This window comes from Mycobacterium sp. NGS66, from assembly GCF_059812225.1.
In genome coordinates, this window is record NZ_JCALCG010000013.1 from 1 (window position 1) to 16,878 (window position 16,878).

Annotated in this window: 17 protein-coding genes; 11 read left to right on the forward strand and 6 right to left on the reverse strand. The window is 65.3% G+C overall.

The window, feature by feature from the left end; all coding sequences use genetic code 11:
* Together AC5Y2L_RS21125 and AC5Y2L_RS21130 are read right to left on the reverse strand one after the other, a co-directional pair.
* Positions 1–1,590: Na+/H+ antiporter (locus AC5Y2L_RS21125; protein WP_499931990.1), on the reverse strand; the 1,590-nt coding region annotated here is incomplete at its 3' end.
* Between the two features lie 49 nt (positions 1,591–1,639).
* Positions 1,640–2,719, reverse strand: coding sequence for a DUF5685 family protein (locus AC5Y2L_RS21130; RefSeq protein ID WP_499931989.1), 1,080 nt, complete (start codon positions 2,717–2,719; stop codon positions 1,640–1,642).
* 101 nt (positions 2,720–2,820) lie between these two features.
* Here AC5Y2L_RS21130 and AC5Y2L_RS21135 point away from each other — a divergent pair, with 101 nt between their 5' ends.
* Complete coding sequence (locus tag AC5Y2L_RS21135) at positions 2,821–3,258, forward strand: protease inhibitor I42 family protein (RefSeq protein WP_499931988.1); 438 nt, start codon at positions 2,821–2,823, stop codon at positions 3,256–3,258.
* 49 nt (positions 3,259–3,307) lie between these two features.
* Here the strand turns inward: AC5Y2L_RS21135 and AC5Y2L_RS21140 are convergent, their stop codons facing one another.
* Together AC5Y2L_RS21140 and AC5Y2L_RS21145 are read right to left on the reverse strand one after the other, a co-directional pair.
* On the reverse strand, positions 3,308–3,619 hold the full coding sequence (locus tag AC5Y2L_RS21140; RefSeq protein WP_499931986.1) for a hypothetical protein: 312 nt from the start codon (positions 3,617–3,619) through the stop codon (positions 3,308–3,310).
* A 407-nt stretch (positions 3,620–4,026) separates the two neighbouring features.
* Positions 4,027–4,470, reverse strand: a complete 444-nt coding sequence (locus AC5Y2L_RS21145; protein ID WP_499931984.1) for a DUF1707 domain-containing protein — start codon at positions 4,468–4,470, stop codon at positions 4,027–4,029.
* Between the two features lie 71 nt (positions 4,471–4,541).
* Between AC5Y2L_RS21145 and AC5Y2L_RS21150 the strand changes: the two genes are divergently transcribed.
* A complete protein-coding gene (locus tag AC5Y2L_RS21150) occupies positions 4,542–5,159 on the forward strand; it encodes a TetR/AcrR family transcriptional regulator (protein WP_499931982.1) in 618 nt (205 codons plus the stop codon).
* Between the two features lie 359 nt (positions 5,160–5,518).
* Here the strand turns inward: AC5Y2L_RS21150 and AC5Y2L_RS21155 are convergent, their stop codons facing one another.
* The gene (locus tag AC5Y2L_RS21155) at positions 5,519–6,898 is read right to left on the reverse strand and encodes an FAD-binding oxidoreductase (RefSeq protein WP_499931980.1); all 1,380 of its coding nucleotides are present in this window, start codon (positions 6,896–6,898) and stop codon (positions 5,519–5,521) included.
* A 155-nt stretch (positions 6,899–7,053) separates the two neighbouring features.
* Here AC5Y2L_RS21155 and AC5Y2L_RS21160 point away from each other — a divergent pair, with 155 nt between their 5' ends.
* Positions 7,054–8,262, forward strand: coding sequence for a sterol desaturase family protein (locus AC5Y2L_RS21160; protein WP_499931978.1), 1,209 nt, complete (start codon positions 7,054–7,056; stop codon positions 8,260–8,262).
* A gap of 35 nt (positions 8,263–8,297) precedes the next feature.
* Here the strand turns inward: AC5Y2L_RS21160 and AC5Y2L_RS21165 are convergent, their stop codons facing one another.
* Positions 8,298–9,152: a sulfurtransferase gene (locus AC5Y2L_RS21165; protein WP_499931976.1), complete on the reverse strand. Its 855-nt coding sequence runs from the start codon at positions 9,150–9,152 to the stop codon at positions 8,298–8,300.
* 83 nt (positions 9,153–9,235) lie between these two features.
* Between AC5Y2L_RS21165 and AC5Y2L_RS21170 the strand changes: the two genes are divergently transcribed.
* The 8 genes from AC5Y2L_RS21170 (at position 9,236) to AC5Y2L_RS21205 (ending at position 16,768) form a co-directional block, all read left to right on the forward strand.
* Complete coding sequence (locus AC5Y2L_RS21170; protein WP_499931974.1) at positions 9,236–9,466, forward strand: FitA-like ribbon-helix-helix domain-containing protein; 231 nt, start codon at positions 9,236–9,238, stop codon at positions 9,464–9,466.
* Positions 9,420–9,854: a type II toxin-antitoxin system VapC family toxin gene (locus tag AC5Y2L_RS21175; protein WP_499931971.1), complete on the forward strand. Its 435-nt coding sequence runs from the start codon at positions 9,420–9,422 to the stop codon at positions 9,852–9,854. The genes AC5Y2L_RS21170 and AC5Y2L_RS21175 overlap by 47 nt, the downstream gene beginning before the upstream one ends.
* 82 nt (positions 9,855–9,936) lie before the next feature.
* Positions 9,937–11,487: an aldehyde dehydrogenase family protein gene (locus AC5Y2L_RS21180; protein ID WP_499931969.1), complete on the forward strand. Its 1,551-nt coding sequence runs from the start codon at positions 9,937–9,939 to the stop codon at positions 11,485–11,487.
* Positions 11,488–11,647: 160 nt separating this feature from the next.
* Positions 11,648–11,857, forward strand: coding sequence for a helix-turn-helix domain-containing protein (locus AC5Y2L_RS21185; RefSeq protein WP_499944488.1), 210 nt, complete (start codon positions 11,648–11,650; stop codon positions 11,855–11,857).
* Positions 11,854–13,083, forward strand: coding sequence for a type II toxin-antitoxin system HipA family toxin (locus AC5Y2L_RS21190; RefSeq protein ID WP_499931964.1), 1,230 nt, complete (start codon positions 11,854–11,856; stop codon positions 13,081–13,083). Before AC5Y2L_RS21185 ends, AC5Y2L_RS21190 begins: the two co-directional genes overlap by 4 nt.
* A gap of 94 nt (positions 13,084–13,177) precedes the next feature.
* Complete coding sequence (locus AC5Y2L_RS21195) at positions 13,178–14,590, forward strand: serine/threonine-protein kinase (protein WP_499931962.1); 1,413 nt, start codon at positions 13,178–13,180, stop codon at positions 14,588–14,590.
* A 56-nt stretch (positions 14,591–14,646) separates the two neighbouring features.
* A complete protein-coding gene (locus AC5Y2L_RS21200) occupies positions 14,647–15,393 on the forward strand; it encodes a serine/threonine-protein kinase (RefSeq protein ID WP_499931960.1) in 747 nt (248 codons plus the stop codon).
* Between the two features lie 28 nt (positions 15,394–15,421).
* The gene (locus AC5Y2L_RS21205) at positions 15,422–16,768 is read left to right on the forward strand and encodes an adenylate/guanylate cyclase domain-containing protein (protein WP_499931958.1); all 1,347 of its coding nucleotides are present in this window, start codon (positions 15,422–15,424) and stop codon (positions 16,766–16,768) included.
* Positions 16,769–16,878: the final 110 nt, after the last annotated feature.

Genomic DNA, 16,878 nt, shown 5'->3' on the forward strand with positions numbered 1-16,878 from the left:
GGGACCGCCATCGCTCAGCAGCTGCACTTCCTCGAGATCCATCTCGGCCTGCAACTCGCGCAGCACGATGTCGTCGATGAGGTTTTGGTTGCGCAGGGCCGTGACGGCCTGACGCTGATGATCGAGCACCTGAAGACGCAGCCGGCGAACCTTCTCCTTCTTCAGGGCCAGATCGTTGGGCGCCGAGTCGTCGCCGCCGTTAGCTCTGACCACCGCGGCACGTTGTTCGTACTCCTTTTCCAGGCGCTTCAACAGTTCTGGGCTCACCTCCAGTTCGCGAGCGGCATTCGGCAGCGCTTCCAGTCCGACTTCGGCGATGCGCTCGCGCGCCATCTGCAGTTCCTGGACGTGGGCGTCGTCTTCGGGCATACGGGCCCAACGGACGACGAGGGGCAGGGTGCTGCCCTGGACTAGCACCGTTACCAGGATCACCACGGTGACGACGAAGATAAGCAGGCTGCGGTCGGGGAAGGGCGCGCCGCTGTTCGTCGTCAACGGGACGGCGAGGGCCGCGGCGAGCGACACCGCACCTCGAAATCCCGCCCAGGAGGTAACGGTGCGCTGACGCCAGTCAACCCGACGCGCGCGTTGCACATCGCGACGATCGAAGGTGCGAAACAGCGCCGTGGTGGCTTCCACCCAAAGGAACCGGGACACAATGACCACACCGGTGACCGCCAAAGCGATGTAGAGCGCGTGTCGCAGGCCGCCGTGAACGTCGTTGATGTGGCGCACCGCGCCCGGAATCTGGACTCCGATGAATACCCACAACGAGCCGTTGAGCATGAATGTGGTGATGTCCCAGAATGCGAACGACTCCAGGCGCGAACGAGCCCGGATGACCTTCGGCCCGAAGTAGGTGAGCATCAGTCCGGCGACCAGGACGGCGACCACACCGCTGCAGTGCACCGCTTGTGCGAGCAGGAAGGCCGCGAACGGCGTCCACAGGCTCAGCGCCCCCTCTTCGAGCGGTGCGTCCATCCTGCGGCGCAGCATCGTCACCGACGCGCCCACCAACAATCCGGCTGCGATGCCGCCAAGGTAGGAGCCGATGAAGCGGCCGACCAGGTCGAGCGGGCCGATCGCGCTACCGCCCATCGCGACCTCGACGGTCACCGCGAACAGCACCAGCGCGGTGCCGTCGTTGATGAGGCTTTCGGCGCGCAGCACGGTAAGCGCGCGGCGGGGCAGCTTTTTGGCCAGGCCGGCCACGGCTGCGGCGTCGGTGGGGGAGAGCACCGCACCCAGGACCGCCGCCGCATGCGATTCCATGCCGAGCGATCGCGCGGTCCACGACACCGCAAACGCGGTGGCGATCACGAGACCGACGCTAAGGAAAATGATCACGCGTTGATTGGCGCGTATCTCGCGCAGGCTGGTGTTCATGCTTTCCCAGTAGAGGATCGCCGGCAGGAACAGCAGGAGCACGATCTCGCCGTTGATATGGACATTGCCGAACTCCGGGATCAAGCCCAACAAGCCGCCCAGCAGGATGAGCAGCACCGGCGGACCCACGCGGTAGCGCCGACCCCATATCGTGCCGACGATGACGGTGGCAACAAGCGCGACGATGACGACTAGCGCAAACACGCGCCAATCCTGTCATCACCGGTGCGGGCGACCGGCAAGAGTCAGTGGTCTACGCGCAGTCGCAGCAGTCGCAACAATCGCAGCACTCGCCGCACTCGCAGCACCAGATGCAGCTGCCGTCGTCGCCGCGTCCACCCTTCTTGGCCACCTTGCCGGGCGCTTCGCCTTCCTCGCTGCCGTCCTGCCCGTAGGGATAGCCGGCGCCGCCGGGCTGGTTGCCGAAATTAATGCCCTGCTGCTCGCCGCGCGGCGTTCCCTCGCGCGCGAGGGTATACCCGGCCCCGCTGAAGGTGCGGGAGATCGCTCGCCGAACCTCACGGGTGAGCAACTTGTGCGCCAGCCGGCCGTCGGTGAATTCGACGTCGGCCAGCGCCAATTCGATGCCCAGCGCGGCGTCGTCGCATAGTGTGCGGACCTCGGAGATGGGAGTTTCGGTGGCGGCCAACGGGTTCCACTTACCATGCGCGACGTCGTCGCGGTAATCCTCGACCGCATCCAGCAGGTGTGCTACCCGCCCGAAGAGCTGGCCGATCTCCCGTAGCGGCGCCTCGTTGGCGGGGCGGCCGGCCAGCACGGCAGTATGTGCGAACGCCGCGGCGACGGCCGTCTCGGTGGGCTCGGTGACGGCCAACAACGAGCCGCCCGGCACGGCTGCCGCCTCCAGCTCGGCCTGCCGGTCCATCGCGGCGACCAGCACGCCGGTGTCGAATCCCAAAGTCTCGCCCGCGTCGGCACCTTGGCGCACCCACCGCTCGGCGACGCGGCGGGCCGCCGGCCGCACTCCGACCACGCCGACCATGCCGTCGCGGTCGTCGACGTGATCACGCACCTTCGCCGCGGCGAGCGCCAGCGATACCACGGCCGCCAATCGCACGCAGTCACCGGTTGCCACGTCCGCGCGCCGCATTCCGCGCAACGGGCACGGCCCGGCGGTCCGCCTCGTTGGTCCCGCGACCGACTGGGCTTCGACCAACTGCGAGACCACCAGCCCGTCGTAGTTGGTGGCGATCCGCGCGATCTGGCCGTAATCGTCACGCAGGGCCAGGCACAGTCCACACAATTGGGCTCGCCACGCGGCGGCCAGCTCGCCACCGAGCCGATGACGGCAGGGCCGGATGATGCCAAACACGAGTAGGAAGCTACCGGACCGGTTGCCGACCCGCGCCCGGAAACGCTGCGTTGACCGGCCACTCGAGTCGATTTATCGTTTTCGGCGGGTGCTGACCTCCCATGAAGACCCAGGTGCTGCTGATGCTCGCCGTGCTTGTCGCCGCGGCGGTGTTGGGCTGCTCGACGAGCCGCGGGAGGCACTCGGCAACTACGACCGTCGAGGTTTCCATCGACGACGTCCTTCAGCACAGCGTCATCGGACGTGACGTCGCGGTGGCGGTCGGCGACACGCTCAAGGTGACCCTGGGCTCGAATCACACGACGCCGTACCGGTGGAACCCCGACGCGAAGATCGCCGACGCCACCATCGTGCGGCAGACCGGTCACGAGTATCTGCGCCCGAAGTCCGACTTGATGGGGGCACCGGGAACCGAAGTGTGGATATTCGATGCGTTGAAGGCCGGCACTACCACCATCGTGACCGACTACACCGGGATCGTCGGAAGCGATCCGGCGCCGGTGTGCACCTTCACTGCACGGGTGACGGTGCGACGATAATCGATCCGAATCGTGTTAACGCCCAGGCATTTTCGATTTTGGGTGCTTATTACACGTCCGGAATCGTTTGGCTGACGTACGTCTCCCAGGTGGCGATCTGACCGGCCTCGAGCAGAACGGCCTGCATCTCAGGGTCGCCCATCAGCGCCTGCTGGATCTGCCCGTACCGCGCCCAATCCTCCGCGGTGGACAGCACGCCGATGGTGTTGGTCGCCGGGCCACCGATCATGGTTGCCATCACAGTGACGTTTTCGGCGCCGTGTTTGCGGGCGAGGTCGCATGCCTTCTTGAGTTGCTTCTGCACCTCGTCCCACTGGACGCCCGGGTTTGGGTGAAGCGTTACGAACGAGACGATGGTCATCGCGGGCCTCCTTCCTGACTTGTGGCTGATTTGCCACAAGGCAAGCCAACACCCGAATTTCCCGCGCGGCAAGTGCCAAATTAATTGCGCCCTGCGCGACGGGTTGGAGACGCCAGGACTGCCTAGGCCGTCATCTGGTTGGCTTTACATTGAAGGCAATATTCGTCGTTCTTGCGCTGGGTTTCGTGGATGTCATCGCATTCGGGGCATTGTTGAATATATTTGTGATTCAGATTCCCATCAAATGCCATTAGTTTTTGTTTGTGCCTGAATCTGTTTACCGAGTTATTATTTCTCTTCGATAACATTTTTGGTGAATCAACAACCTTCCCGGAGCGGGCTCAGATGAGCCTGCGGGCTCCTTGCGCGTTGCGCCCATCAAATCACTGTTCCCGTGAACTTGCTGATCAAACCCCATGCGCCCGGGTTCGAGCGCCCGGCACCGACCTGGCGTGGCTGACGACGCCGATTGCCCCGCCCAGGATCGGCCAGATCGGCCAGAAGTACCAGGCGCCGGCTGTGAGAGCGACGACGGTCCAGACGATGAGCACGATGACGACCATCGCAAAGTAGGCGGCGAGGTGCACCCGGACGCCGCGGCGAGCCGCGGCCAGCCGCGCTGCGCGACGGCGCGGATCGGCGCGACGAATGCGGTCGAGCGGCAGATCGGCGACGAGTTGCTGAAGCTCGCGGGTGGTCTGTGTCTGAAAGGCCGCTTGCAACCGTTCCTCGTATTCGTCCATCCGAAGATAGCCCTGGGCAAGGGCCTGCCCCAGGCGGGTCGCGGTCCGCTGCCTATCGCTGTCGCCGGCGCGGGCGGTCACCGATGCGTCGCTGAGTCGATTGCTCATTTCTGCTCCTCTTAGTGCTCTCACCCGATGTGAATAGCCTTAACATAGCCCGTAATGTTAATGTCGTCAACATGGTGCGAAAGGGAATGGCACGCGCGCAGCCGCGGCGCGATAGCTACCACCACGGCGACCTCAAGCGCGCACTGACCGGCGCGGCGCTTGCATTGGTGGCCGAGAAGGGGCCGAAGGGCTTCACGCTGACCGAGGCGGCGCGGCGGGCCGGCGTCAGCGCCGCCGCGCCATACCGGCACTTCGCCGACAAGGCAGAGTTGCTGGCTACCGTCGCGCAACAGGGATTCCTCGAGCTACACGCCGAGCTGAGCGCCGCCGCCGAGACCACCTCCGAGCCGAAGGCCCGGGTGATCGAACTCGGCCGTGTCTATGTGCGCTGGGCGGTCAGCCACCCGGACCACTACGTGGTCATGTTCGGCGCCGAGGTCATCAAGGCGGACCACCCAATCCTGGCCGTTCCGGCTAAGCAGGCGTTCGACGACCTGCTGGACGCGATAACCAAGTGCCAGCAGGCTGGCGTCGTCACGGGGAACAATCCGCGCGATATCGCCGGTCCGCTGTGGTCGTTGGTGCACGGTGTCGCCTCGCTTGTTATCGGTGGCGAGTTGCGGGCCGTCGAAATTCACCAAGACCCAGAGGACATGGTTGCGCGCAGTGTGGCAGCCCTGCTGCGCTGAGCTATTGGCGGTCGACTGTGAAGGCCGGACACATATTCGGTAGCCGGGTTCGCAGATTGTAGTCGTTGCGTGCACCGGCCAGAAGCGCTCCAGACACATCAGCCACGCTAGTCCCTACGATGCTTGGCAAGTCGTTTTGCAAAGTGATACCGCCCGCGATATCGAATTCCAGGCCGCAACATGGCCACTTTTCTGGCACGCAAGTGACATCAGTGACCAGAGTGCCGGTATTCCGTCCCGTAGCGGCGGAGCCGAGCCTTTAGTGCGCATTTTTCGGCACGCCGTCGATCAAATTAGTGCCCGCGTCATCTCAATTGCCACATGGGTCACTGGCGTGGTGACAATGAACGAGCGTCGTCCTAACCCGCCGCGAAGAGCACGTCGGGGTTGAGAATGCCGGCTGGGTCGAAGCTTTGCTTGATGCGGCGCATCAGCTCGATTTTCACCGGGTCCTCCAACTCGAGGAAGTAGGAGGTTTTGGCGCAGCCCAGGCCGTGTTCGCCGGAGATCGCGCCACCCAATTCCATTGCCAGCGCGAAGATATCGGTCATCAGCTGCTTTCGTGCGTCCGCGTCCTTGCAGAAGATGCCCAGATGCACATTGCCGTCGCCGGCGTGGCCGCAGCCGATCACCGCGCCGCCCGCCGCCGCAGCCAAACCCCGTGCGGTGGCAAGGAATTTCGGCATGGAAGCACGCGGTACGACGGTGTCGATGATGTCGTCGGCGCCGGCCGCCTTGGCCGTCCAGAACGCCTTCTCGCGCGCCTCGATCAGCTTGCGCGCCGAGCCGCCCTCGAGCACATAGGCGTCCAGCGCGCCGAGCTCGGCGAGCAGCTCACCGGCCCGTTCGACGTCCTCGTCCAGTCGCTGCGCGGTGCGGTTTTCAAGTGCCACAACAAGATACGCCTGACAGCTCTCCCGGATCTGGTCCGGAATACCCAGTTCCAGATTTTGCGAGTAGACCAGCGCCGCCATCGTCATGTTGTCGATGTACTCGAGGATGTAGGGCACCAAGCCGCTGGCCAATACCTGGGGCACCGCTTCCATGACCTGGTCGAAGTCGGCGAACGGCGCGAGCACGCTGGCGCTGTGATCCAGCCGCGGATGCAATTTGACGATCACCTCGGTGGCCAGGGCCAGGGTTCCTTCCGAGCCGACGATCAGTTGGGTCAGGTCGTAGCCGGTAGATACTTTGGCGATCCGGCCGCCGGTCCGGATGATTTCGCCGGTCGGCAGCACCGCCTGCAACCCGAGCACGTTGTGGCGAGCCACCCCGTATTTGACCGCGCGCATGCCGCCGGCGTTGGTGCCGACGTTGCCGCCGACGCTGGACGACAACTCGCCCGGGTGAACCATGTATCGCAGCCCGGTGTCGGCGGTCGCGGTGTCCAAATCGGTCAGCGTGACCCCGGGCTGGACGACGGCGACCTGGTTGGTGGTATCGACCTCCAGGACGGCGTTCATCCGCTCGAAGGAAATCACCAATCCGTCCGATCGCGGGCGCGCCGCACCGGACAGGCCGCTGCCGGATCCGCGGGCCGTCACTGGAATACGGTGTTCCGTAGCGGTTTTCAGCAGCTGCGCCACCTCGTCGGCGGTGGCCGGTTTGGCGACGTAGGCCGGCTTCCGTGGCGGCTTGCTCAACTCCTCGTCGTGCGCGTAGTCGTCGGAGATTGCGTCGGCGGTCAGCAAGTTGTGGGTGCCGACGATGTCGGCGAACCGTGCCGTGATGTCGCTCATTGAAGGCCTCGTCTTCTCGCGCCTGCCCGTTTGCCTGCTCAGCTTATTGCGCTTGTCTCAGCGTGCTCTCAGCCGCGCGGAGGATGCTGAGCACCGTGCACCCGTCGCCGGTAGCCGTAGCACGCCCGTCTGCGCCGCGCGCCCTGGTGACTGCGATGACGGCCCTGCACTTCGTCGAGCTGATCGTGCTCCTGAAGGCAGCGGCGGTCACCGCGCGATTTGCCCGGGCGCATCCGGGTCACGGCGCCCGGCTGTCGTCGCTGTTGGTGATTGTGGCGGTCGTGGTGGTCGGGTGGCAGTGTTGGCGCCTGCTGCGGCCACGACGGTCGCTGAACGTCTCCGGGTTGGCCGTGCAAGCGGGGATATTGATGTCGTCGATTGCGGTGGCCACGCAGAATTTGGCCGGTGGATTGATCGGGGTCGTGCTGGCGGGCGCGATTTTGGCCGGCTGGGGCCGTCTCGGTCTTCACGATCGAGTGCCGGCTGCGCCGAGCGCTGCTGCGCCGGAGGTCGTCGTGCCCCAGCGGGCGACGCGGGTGGGCGTGGGCGGCGTCGTCCTGGCGGTGCTGACGGTGTTGGTGGTGCTGTTGGCGCTGAGTGTGCGTAGCCGCATCGTCTTCGGGCTGGTGGTGCTGGCCGTCATCTTCGTTCCGCTGGAGCGGATGTTCGCGCTGCATCCGCGTCGAGTACTGCGGCATGGGTGGCGCACCGATGTGGTGCACTATCTGGTCAACGGCGCCGCGTTGCGGATCGGTCTGCTGGTGTCGGTGGTCGTAATCGGCGGCGCGCTAAGGGTATTCGTGCCTGCACCGCTGCGCGATAGCGTCGCGGCGAGTCCGACGTGGGTGCAGATCGTGGCGGGCCTGTCGATCGCGATGATCGGCGGCTACGCCGGACACCGCATGGCTCACGAGGTTCCGGTGCTGTGGCGCTTTCACCGCGTGCATCACAGCATCCGGGAGATGGATTGGTTGGCCGCCAATCATCTTCATCCGCTCGACGAGACATTCATTCGGTCGGTGGCGGTCTTGCCGTTGTATGCGTTGGGTTTCGGCCGCGTCACGTTGGGCGCGTTCGTCGTCGTTATCACGTTGCAGGCCATCTTTATTCACGCCAACGTGCGGTTTGATTTCGGTTGGCTGCGCTGGGTGATCGCCACGCCGCAATACCACCATTGGCATCACGCCCGGGAGCCGCAGGCGTACAACAGCAACTACGCCGGCGAGTTCCCGGTCCTGGACGCGTTATTCGGGACGTTGTACTTGCCGGCGAATCGCTGGCCTGCGCAGTACGGCGTCGACGACACCGAGCCGGTCGGGTATCTACGTCAGATCGCGTGGCCGTTCCGGACCCGCTGTGCGTGACGTCCGCGAGAGTCGCCGATGAGGCGTCGGTAGATTCACACTCGCGGGCTGGCGGGTCCGCGGGCGACGGGCCGCGTTGGGTCCGAACTCCACTCGGACCATGACCCGGGAAACAATGCCGCGTCGTGGCCGACCGCCGCGAGGGCGGCGATCGTGATGGTTGCCGTGACGCCCGAACCGCAATAGGCGCCGACCCGGTCGCCCAGACCGGAGAACAATTGCTTGAGCGCATCGTCGTCGAGAAACGTTCCGTCACTTGCCAATACAGAACTGCTGGGCAGGTTGCGTGCGCCGGGGATGTGGCCGGCGACTGGGTCGACGGGTTCGCTGTCCCCTCGGAAGCGTTCGGGTGCGCGGGCGTCGAGCAGCGCCAGGTCATCAGTGATACATTGCTGCGCGTTGATGGTAGGCAGGGCTCCGGCGTACAAATCACTATGCGGCACAGTCACATTGCCGGGTTGCGGGCTGACCGGACCGGCTTCCAGGCTGCCTCCCGCGGCGCGCCAGGCGGAGAGGCCGCCGTCGAGGATGCGTACGTTCAGGAGGCCCGCAGCGGTCAGCACCCACCACGCCCGCGCCGAACCGGCACGATTCCAGTCGTCGTACACCACGACGGGCACGTCCTGCCGCACCCCCCAGCGCCGTGCGGCTGCCTGCAGATTGGCTCCCGACGGCAGCGGATGACGGCCCCGCCCGGTCACTGTGTGGTCGCTGAGCTCGTCTTCGAGTGAGACGTACACCGCGCCGGGGATGTGCCCTTTCAGGTAGGCCGGGTGCCCGTCGGGTTCGTCGAGGCGCCAGCGCACGTCCAGCACGGTGATCGGGGCGCCCGACTGGATAAGGCCGGACAGTTCTGCGGCCGTGATCAACACACGGGAACGTGGCGTCACCGATTACCTCCTTGACGTGTTTGACGAGCTTAACCATCGGGATCTGACTTGCGTTGTGGCGCCGTTGGCGCCAAAATGGCGCCATGCCTAGCGTGCAGATCAAGGACGTCCCCGAGCACACCCACCGAGTCTTGCGGGAGCGGGCAGCACGCGCGCATCAATCCCTACAGGAATACCTTCGGAGCCGTCTGATCGCTGAGGCGGATCAACCGACCCTGGACGAGGTTTTCGACCGCACCGCCGCACGCCGCGGCGGCCGGGTTTCGTTTGCGGCCGCTGTCGAAAATATTCGGGCACAACGTGATCGTCGTTGACGCGAGCGTATTGGCGGTAGCGCTCGGCGACGATGGGCCGGACGGCCGGCGCGCCCGGGAACGGTTGACCGACGAAGCGCTCGTTGCACCCGAACTCGTCGACCTCGAGGTGGTCTCGGTGTGGCGACGCCAAGTAGCCGCAAAACTGATGACCGCTAGGCGAGCCGCCGATGCACTTGCGGATCTGACAGAGCTGCCACTGCGTCGTTCATCGCATCAGCCATTGCTGCATCGCATATGGGAACTGCGCCACGTGATCACGCCGTACGACGCCGCATACATCGCCCTTGGCGAAGCATTGAATATCGTTCTCGTCACGGCTGATGCGCGCCTCTCACGTGCCTCGGGAGTCGGTTGCCAGATCGAGGTCATCGGCACCGGCCGGTAATTGCACCTCAACAAGCCTGGTTGTCAGCAACGCAGCGCCGTATCGTTTGTCCCAGCAAATAATCCGGCCGGAGGTGACGGCGATGAGTACGGACACGCAAGCTCGAGAAGCGTCGGTCGGAACGGACGCCCCCGCCGAAGTCGTGGTGAAATGCCCGGCCACCGGACAGCGCGTCGGCAGCGTGCCCGTCGCGACCGCCGCTGACGTCGAGCAAGCAGCGGCTCGGCTAAGGGAGGCGCAACCGGGGTGGCAGCGGTTGGGCGTCGATGGGCGCGCAAGGTGGTTGGGCAAATGGCGCGACTGGCTGCTGGACCACGCCGACGACCTGTCCACCCTGGTGCAGCTCGAAGGCGGCAAGTCCTGGGGTGACACGGCCGCCGAGCTGACATTGGGGACGCAGGTCGTCAACTATTGGATCGACAACGCCGCGAAATTCTTGGCAGACGAGTCGGTGCGTCCGTGGGGGGCAGCCAACGCCGCCAAGAAGCTGACGATCGTCTATGAGCCCTACCAGCTCGTCGGGTTCATCACCCCGTGGAATGGGCCGTTGGCAGCGCCGCTCCTGGATATCCCCGCTGCACTGATGGCGGGGTGTGCGGCGCTGTCCAAGCCGTCGGAGCTCGCGCCGCTGGCGTGGCAGGCGGCCGTCGACGGTTGGAAGGAGATCGGCGCTCCGGACGTGCTGGAGGTGGTCAACGGTTTCGGGGAAACCGGCGCCGCGTTGGTCGACGTCGTGGACTACATCATGTTCACCGGATCGGTCAACACCGGGCGGCGTATCGCCACCGCTGCCGCGCAGCGCTTGATCCCGTACAGCCTGGAGCTCGGGGGCAAGGACGCGATGATCGTCTGCGCCGACGCTGACATCGACCGGGCCGTCGACGGCGCGGTATGGGGTGCGTTCAGCCTCACCGGCCAGGCCTGCATATCGGTGGAGCGCGTGTATGTCGAAGAGCCGGTCTATGACGAGTTCGTGCAGAAGCTGGTGGCCAAGACCAAGCAGCTGCGCCTCGGCATGGACACCAACCACGACTATTCCTGCGACGTCGGATCGATGGCGACCGAGCAGCAACGGGCCATCGTGGCGCGGCATGTCGAGGACGCGGTGAGCAAGGGCGCGAAGGTGCTCACCGGCGGGAAGGCGCGTGACAACGGCTTCTTCTATGAGCCGACGGTGCTGATCGACGTCGACCACGGTATGGACTGCATGCGGGAGGAGACGTTCGGCCCGACGTTGCCGGTGATGAAGGTGCGCGACGCCGCCGAGGCGATCGAAAAGGCCAACGACTCCAAGCTGGGGCTGGCGGGCAGTGTCTGGACGCGCGACAAAGCCAAGGGGATGGCGTTGGCCCGTCAGCTGAATACCGGAACAGTGACCATCAACAACGTGATAATCGGCGTCTTCCAGTTCGGTGTGCCGTTCGGCGGCTGGAACGACTCGGGCATCGGCTCCCGATCCGGCGGCGCTGACGGCATCCGGAAGTATTGCCGCGCCAAAAGCATTGTCGCCGAACGTGTTACGACGAAGAAAGAACCCATGTGGTACCCGTACAGCCGCAGGAAGGGCAAGTTCATGGAGGCGGCGGGCCGGTTCATGTCAGCCCGTGATTGGCGGCGTCGACTGGGGCGCTGACGTCGCCAGGGGGCAAGTTCCCACGCTTAAGCATGAAAAATAAAGCATAGGGCATTGACAGGCGCGCTATGCTTCTTTCAGGCGGATTATGTCTGCAGTATCAAGCACAAGGAGTACCGTGGCTGGCCCGAGGCGGACACAACCCCGCCTGGATGACACTATGCCTGATATTGCACGCATAGGCCGAGCATTTGCCGAGCGTCGTATCGCCCTTCGGCTTACCCAACAGACTGTGGCCGACCTGGCCGGAGTCTCGCGATCGAGCGTCCAGTCGCTGGAACGGGGAAGCGGTTCGGTCAAGTTTGGCTCGGTCGTCGAAATCGCCGGAGTCCTAGGCATACACATCGACCTGAGCACGACGGCTGAATGAGTAAGCCAAGCCGCCTCGATTTGCGGCACATCGCCGAGGCCGACGTATACGTCGATGAAGATCTCGTCGCTCGTCTGACTCGCGAAACCGGAGACAAGATCAGCTTCGACTACATCCCGGAGGCCCAACCGATCGAGGATCATATTCGCGAACGATCCGTGTCATGGTCGCTGCTTCGATCACATGAATATCCGGTTGTCACAACGGGTGGGGCCGTTCCGCCGTTTTTCGCCGGGCTCCTTCCCGAAGGGGTCCGGTTGGGTGTGGTGACAATGTCGACGAAGACTTCTGCAGACGATCACCTCACGCTGTTGCTTGCGATCGGCGCTGACACCGTCGGCAATGTCCGGGTAGTTCCAGCGGGAATCGAGCCCGACCGACCATCGCCGATGTTCGATCCTGAGCGTGACACTGACTATCGTGCGGTGTTCGCGAAGTTAACCGGTTCGGTCGACGCGGACCCTGTGGGGTTGTCGGGGGTGCAACCGAAAGTCAGTGCGGCGATGATCTCGGCGCCCACGCAAACCCGATCGGGCCCGGCAATCCTCAAGCTCAACCCGGTTCAATATCCGCTCATTGTGGAAAACGAGCACTTCTTCATGACGATGGCCGCCGCCTGCGGGCTGCGGGTCGCAAAAACCTCACTGCTGCACGACGCAGGTGGGCGAAGCGCCTTGCTGGTAAGCCGATTCGACAGGGCGGGGGAGACACGGCTAGCTCAGGAGGACGCCTGCCAGGTGGCCGGCATCTACCCGGCATCGAAGTACCGCATCAAGGCCGAGACCGCCATCACCGCACTCGCCGATGCTTGTGCACGCGGCGGTGGATCTAAGCCTGCCGCAGTCCTGGAATTGCTCAAGACTACGGTTTTTTCCTGGCTTATCGGCAACGGTGACCTACACGGCAAGAACTTATCGATTTACAACCCCGGTGGGGTCTGGCAACCCACTCCTGCCTACGATCTGCTGTGTACCCAGCCCTATGCCCGATGGCGAGACCCTATGGCGCTAAACCTTTTTGGTCGTGCCAATCGGTTGACGCGCGCGAATTTCGTCGATGCGGGCGAACGCCTCGGCCTGCGGCCACGCGCCATCGCGAGGATGATCGACGCCATTGTCGATGCGGCACGGGACTGGCCAGCCAAATGTGGGGAAATCGGTTTTGACGAGCGGCGAACAGAGCTCTTGGCGCAGATGTTGCGCAGCAGAATCGACAGCTTGCGCTAGCTGTCGAAGCCGTCGGTGTTATGTGTACGGCCGGTTCGGGAAACCTAGTGCGAACATCTGCTTGCATGCTCAGCGAGCTGGAAAGGACTGTTACATGTTCAGGCCGCACCGCGGCGCACGCCTCGGTACCCGGTTCGGGCCCTACGAACTGCAATCCCTGATCGGTGCGGGCGGAATGGGCGAGGTGTACCGCGCCTACGACACGAGCAAGGACCGCGCCGTCGCGGTCAAGCTGCTGCGCCCTCCGGCGGACCCGTCGTTCCAGGAACGTTTCTGGCGGGAGTGCGCAGTGGCGCCGCAATTGCAGGAGCCACACGTCCTCCCGGTGCACGACTTCGGCCAGATCGACGGCGTGTTCTTCGTCGCTATGCACCTGGTCGACGGCGGCAACCTTCGGGACTTGTTGCGTGAGCGTGGTGCGCTCGATCCCAGGCAGGCGGCCTCGGTAACCGCGCAGGTGGCGGCGGCGCTGGATGCTGCCCATGCTGAGCGTCTCGTGCATCGCGGCGTCAAACCGGAAAACGTGCTGCTCACTGGCGACGGGTTCGCGTTTCTCGGCGACTTCGGGATTGGTCAAGCTCGCGCGTCGTACATGGCGCCCGAACTGTTTGCCGGCGGTGATGTCGGGCCGCAGAGCGACGTCTACGCGCTGGCCTGCCTGCTCTACGAATGCCTTACCGGAGGGCCGCCCTTCGAGGACGCGCACCCGCACTTGCCGCCGCCGCGGCCGAGCATCATGCGCCGCGGAATCGCCAAGGCATTCGACGACGTCATCGCCATCGGAATGGCCAAACAGCCCGCCGCAAGATACTCGTCCGCAGGAGACCTCGCCAGCGCGGCGACGGCGGCCGCGTCGGGGGAGCGAGTGGTGGTCCCGCCGGCTCCGGCTCCGACGAGCACGCGGCCCTTCGCCGCGAGCTACCCCAGTCCGGACGACACGGGCAGCAGCCCCTACCCGCCGCCGCCTGCGGTGGCGATGCCGGCTCGACGTCTGGGCCGTGTACCCGTCGTCGTCGGCGCGGTGGCGGCGGCAATGTTGATCGTCGCGGCGGGGATGGCCGTGGTCTTGGCTCTCGGCAGTGGTCGCAACAGCCCGCCGCCGCAGACCGCGACGGCCGCACCTCCGGCGAAGTCGACGGCGCCCACTACGACCACGACGACGATGCCGTCGCTGTCGCGGCCGGTGCAGGGTGCGGACGGGCTGGGCTTCATCGGGCATTCCGCCCGCTGCGACGCGGGCAACCCCCCGGCGGCGGTGGTGCGGACCGCCAAATCCCTTGCCGTGGTGTGTCAAAGCGGGCCGAACAGCTTCTACTATCGCGGCGAGCGGATCCGTGACGGCGCCAACATCGAACTTCCCAACGCGGTTCGGACGTCGAGCGGGTTCGACGTGACCAACCCCGCCGACGGCACCCGCTACGAGGTGGGTCCCAAGCGGCTGCGGATCATCAGCAACGGTCATGTCGATTCCTCGGAGCGGGTGCTGCAATACGCGACGGCGACGTGATAATTCACCACGCGTCTAACGTTTGGCCCCCAGGTTGCCCGGTTATTCGCCCCTAAGTGGAAACCCAGCAGAAGCGCGATTACTGCGGCCATGCCATCGGCGTCGTCGGCGATGGTCGCTACGAACTGCGCGGTGTGCTGGGGCGCAATGCGATGTCAGAAGTGCGGGACGGCTGGGACGTGAAACTGAGCCGTCCCGTCGCGGTCAAGCTGCTGTATTCCGGCGTCGACGATCCCCTGCTATTGGAGACGCATGCGGCCCCGAAGCCAACCGGTCGGCATGTCGTAGTTGTCCACGACCTCGGCCAGCACGACGGGTTGCCGTTCATCGTGATGGAGCGCCTACCGGGAGTGTCACTGGCCGACTGCTTGGCTCGCGGGCCGTTGGCCCCGGAATTCGTCGAGGTCGTCCTGGAGGACGTGTTGGATGCTCTTGCCGAAGCGCACCGCGTCGGGGTCCTACACCGCGACATCAAGCCGGCCAACATCTTGTTCACGGCGCGCGGGGAAGCCAAGCTCGCCGATTTCCGGTTCGAAAAGATGTTGGACGCCGCGTATTTCACGGCCGAGGGGATGGCGTCCAAGACAGCGACGGAGGCCGACGATCTGTATGCCGTCGGCCTGGTGGGCTATGAGGCACTGACCGGACGTCGGCCGTCAGCCCAGGAGCCGGGCGCGCTGACCCTGCTGCGCCCAGATGTGCCACCGAACCTTGCCGCCGTCATCGAACGGGCGATCGCGCGCGAGCCTGAGCGGCGGTTCACCCAAGCCGACGAGATGCGGGCCGCGTTGATCGACGGGTGACGGGTCGGCCGCGTGGGATGCTTCTTCCATGGCGGCCATCCCCCAAACCGTCTATGCGCGAGACGGCGATACTCATCTGGCGTATCAGGTCGTCGCCGAGCACGGGCCAGATCTGCTGTTCGTGCCGACCTCGACGTTCCCGATCGACTTGCTCTGGGACGAGCCCACCGTCGCGCGCCACCTGCGTCGGCTGTCGTCGTTCAGCCGTCTGATCCTGACCGACCTCCTCGGAATGGGCAGCTCCGATGCGGTACCGATCCACGATCGTCCGGCGATGCAGGCGTGGACGGACGGGCTGGTCGCGGTGCTCGATGCCGTTGGGAGCAAATGTGTTTCGGTCTTCGCGATGGCGGAGTCGGCGCTTCCCGTCATGCTGTTGGCGGCAACCCATCCGCAGCGGGTGCGCTCGCTGGTGCTCTGGAGCCCATACCCATGCTTCGTTCGGACGCCTGACTATCCGCACGGGATGCCCGAGCCGACCGTCAGCCGGTATATCGCTGCCTTCGGCGACACCGTCGGGACCGGTGCCGTCGCCGATAACTTGGCCCCGAGTTGGGCCGGTGATGACGGGAAGCGGCGATGGTGGGCCCGCGGCGAGCGGCTGGCCGGCGGCCCGGGCTACTTCAAAGCCGTCTTCGAACTCTTCCTGCGCACCGACGTCCGGCCCGCGCTCGACAGCATCCAGGCGCCGACGCTGCTGCTGCGCCGACGCGGTGACCGCCATGTCGCCGCCGGCCACGCCCGATATCTCGCCGAACGCATCGCACATGCGCGGTTGGTCGAATTCGACGGCGACGACCACGTGTGGTTTGCCGGCGACTCCGACCGAGTGCTCGACGAGATCGAATCGTTCGTCACCGGCGCGCGGGCCGCCGCGACGACCAACCGCGTGCTGTCGACGGTGTTGTTCACCGACATCGTCGGATCGACCGAACGCGCCGAGGCGCTCGGCGACGACGCCTGGACGGCCGCCCTCGACGCGCACAACGAGGTCGTGGCCCGACATGTGGGCAGCGCGCGGGGCGAGGTCGTCAAGTTCACCGGCGACGGTGCGCTGGCGACCTTCGACGGTCCGGCGCGAGCGATCAACTGCGCGTGCGCAATTCGCGACGCCGTGCACGATCTCGGCCTCGACATCCGGGCCGGCCTGCACACCGGCGAGGTCGAGGTGGTGGATCGCGACGTGCACGGGATCGCGGTGCACATCGCCGCGCGGATCATGGCGCTCGCGGGTCCAGGGGAGGTGCTGGTGTCGGGCGTGGTCCCGCCGCTGGTCCTCGGGTCGCGGGTCGCCTTCGACGACCGCGGTAGCCACGTTTTGAAAGGTGTGCGCGATCCCTGGCCGGTGCTGGCGGTGGTCGACGCGCGCGATTAAAAGAGGGCTACGTTTCCGTTTTGCGTTGTCTGGCTACCCCGGTCGTATTGCGCCAGCAGATTTCCGATAGGCGGGACCGACACGGAGCTCCAACGGACTCGAAACGACCG